A 2,807-nucleotide genomic window follows, 5' to 3' on the forward strand; every position below is an offset into this window, starting at 1 on the left:
GGGCGCCCGGCCCCGCCCACATCGCCGGTGTGGGGCGGCCGCTGAAGACCCGGGCGATCGTCGGATCCGTCGTCGGGGCGGCCGGTGTGGCCGCGCTCGCCGGCTGCGCGGCCGCGACGAAGACGGCCTCCGCGGCGTCACTGCTGGGCCTCGGTGTCATCCTGACGCTCATCGCGACGGTGATCGCCGGACCGCTGCTCGTCCGGCCGGTGATCCGTGTCCTCGGCGGAGCCTTCCCTGCGCTGTTCGGCTCCATCGGCCGGATGAGCCAGCGCAACGCGCTGCGCAACCCCCGCCGCACCGGCGCCACCGCGGCCGCCCTCATGGTGGGCCTGGCCCTGGTCGGCGGCATGTCGGTGGCGAGCGCCTCCATGTCCAAGTCGTTCGACCAGCAGATCGACAAGACCCTGGGCGCCGACTTCGTCGTGCAGAACAGCAACTTCCTGCCCTTCACGCAGGAGATCACGGACAAGGTGCGCGGCACGGACGGCGTGGGCCTGGTCGTACGGCAGCGGTTCGCGCCGCTGGCGGTACGGCTGCCCGACGGCAAGCGGATAGAGACGACCGCCGCCGGATATGACTCCCAGGTCGACGACGTCGCCCATGTCACCTACGCGAGCGGTGACACCGCGGCGGCGCTGGCGGACGGCAGTCTCGGCATGGACGTCGACTTCGCCAAGGACCACAAGGTGCGCCTCGGGAGCACGATCCCGGTCGAGTTCCAGGGCGGCCGGACGGCCGAGATGAAGGTGGGTGCCCTCACCGACCAGGCGGGCTCCGGCGGGTTCGGGATGCAGGGCGGGCTGTTCTTCGGCATCGGCACGGTCGAGAAGTACGTGCCCGGCGGCCAGGACTCCTCGCTCTACGTCAACAAGGCCGCGGGCACCACCGCCGACCAGCTGCGCTCGCGTCTGGAGAAGACGCTCGCCGCGTATCCGCAGGTCCAGGTGCGCGACCAGGCCGACTACAAGAAGCTGGTCCATGACCAGATCTCGGTGCTGCTCTACCTCGTGTACGCACTGCTCGGGCTCGCGATCGTCATCGCGGTGCTCGGCGTCGTCAACACCCTCGCCCTGTCGGTCGTCGAACGCACCCGGGAGATCGGGTTGCTGCGCGCGATCGGACTCGCCCGGCGGCAGCTGCGCCGGATGATCCGGCTGGAGTCGGTCGTCATCGCGGTGTTCGGCGCGGTGCTGGGGCTGGCGCTGGGACTGGTGTGGGGCGTGTGCACGCAGCAGGTGCTGGCGCTGCAGGGCATGACGGCGCTCGCGATCCCCTGGGGAACGATCGTCGCGGTCGTGATCGGCTCGGCCGTGGTGGGCATCGTGGCGGCACTGCTGCCGGCGCTGCGTGCCTCCCGGATGAACGTGCTGGCGGCCATCGCGCACGAGTGACGGAATCGCGGCGGATACTCGGGTCGCCTGCCGTCGAGGCGGGTTCCGCGCCCGCCGCGGAGCGGCGCGCCGAGTGCCGGTGCGCCGAGTGCCGGTGCGCCGAGGAGTTCGGGTACGACGTGATCCCCGTCCCCGACCGCCTCGGCATGCCCGCGCCGCTCCCGGCTCCGGTCGCGGCCACCCTGGCAACCGAGGCGGCGACGACGACGTGCTGACCGGAGACCACTCGGACAGGGGCTCGGCACCGGTCCGCCCCACGGTTCGCCGGGCGAGCGCGTGCACCATCTCCGGCGCACGGTGCGGGACCGGGTCCGCCGGCACCGGTGACTCGCCGCAGGGCGCGAGGAGCCCGCCGAGCCGGATCCGCTCCTCCGGCCGGCGGCCGTCACCGACGACCCCGGGTCCGCGGTCGAGCTCAACGCCACCGACCGGAAGGCGCGGGGCGGGCAGCCGTCCGCATGCCGGAATTCCGTGTCGGCCGCCGCGGCCCGTGATGTGATCCCCGGCATGACCGATCTGCGCGTACGGGCCGCCGGACCCGACGACCTCGACACCGTCCTGGCCTTCTGGAAGTCGGCCGTCGAGGGCACGAGCATCAGCGACGACCGGGACGGCGTGGAGCGGCTGCTCGCCCGCGACCCCGAGGCGCTGATCCTGGCGGAGCTGACAGGGGTGCTCGTCGGCACGGTGATCGCGGGCTTCGACGGCTGGCGGTGCCATCTGTACCGGCTGGCGGTGCATCCGGAACGGCGGCGCCAGGGCATCGGCTCGGCGCTGCTGGCCGCCGCCGAGGAGCGGTTCGTGCGCCTCGGCGGGCGGCGCGGGGACGCGATGGTGCTGGTCCGCAACACGACCGCGCAGCATGCCTGGCAGGCGGCCGGGTACACGCCGCAGGAGCAGTGGCAACGCTGGGTGAAGCCCCTCACCGACTGAGCTTTTTTACTCATCCTTTACCATGGGAGGGCGTGCTCGGTTCTCCAATGAAAGGTGTGAGCGTCCGCCCATGGGCGAGCCTTCCGGTCGACGACATCGCGCGTTCCTCTGTGCCCTGTCCGATCATGGGACGGAGGTGACCCGATGACCGAAGTGCTCCTGCTTCTCCTGGCAGTGCTGCTCGCGCTCGCGTGCGGTGGATTCGTGGCCGCCGAGTTCTCCCTCACCACCGTCGAGCGCTCCGACCTGGAGCGTGCAGCCGAGTCCGGTGAGCGCGGAGCCGACGGTGCCCTGAAGGCCGTACGGTCCCTGACCCTCCAGCTCTCCGGCGCCCAGCTCGGCATCACCGTGACCTCCCTGGTCATCGGCATGCTGGCCGAGCCGTCGGTCGCCGTGCTGCTGCGCGGCCCGCTGACGGCGATCGGCCTGGGCGGTGCCGCCTCCACGGTGGCGACCGTGCTCGGCGTGGTCGTCTCCACC

General features: G+C 72.1%; 4 protein-coding genes. All 4 read left to right on the plus strand.

The window, feature by feature from the left end:
• On the plus strand, window positions 1-1,394 hold a 1,394-nt coding region (locus ACFW2E_RS44705), incomplete at its 5' end, for an FtsX-like permease family protein (RefSeq protein ID WP_384477297.1).
• Window positions 1,391-1,609, plus strand: a complete 219-nt coding sequence (locus ACFW2E_RS44710; protein ID WP_384477300.1) for a hypothetical protein — start codon at window positions 1,391-1,393, stop codon at window positions 1,607-1,609. The genes ACFW2E_RS44705 and ACFW2E_RS44710, both read left to right, overlap by 4 nt.
• 292 nt (window positions 1,610-1,901) lie before the next feature.
• Window positions 1,902-2,327, plus strand: a complete 426-nt coding sequence (locus tag ACFW2E_RS44715; RefSeq protein ID WP_384477303.1) for a GNAT family N-acetyltransferase — start codon at window positions 1,902-1,904, stop codon at window positions 2,325-2,327.
• 144 nt (window positions 2,328-2,471) lie between these two features.
• Window positions 2,472-2,807 (plus strand): CNNM domain-containing protein (locus tag ACFW2E_RS44720; protein WP_384477306.1); only part of this gene is annotated, 336 nt, incomplete at its 3' end.

Source organism: Streptomyces sp. NPDC058964 (assembly GCF_042741275.1).
In the GTDB taxonomy this organism is placed as follows: Bacteria; Actinomycetota; Actinomycetes; order Streptomycetales; family Streptomycetaceae; genus Streptomyces.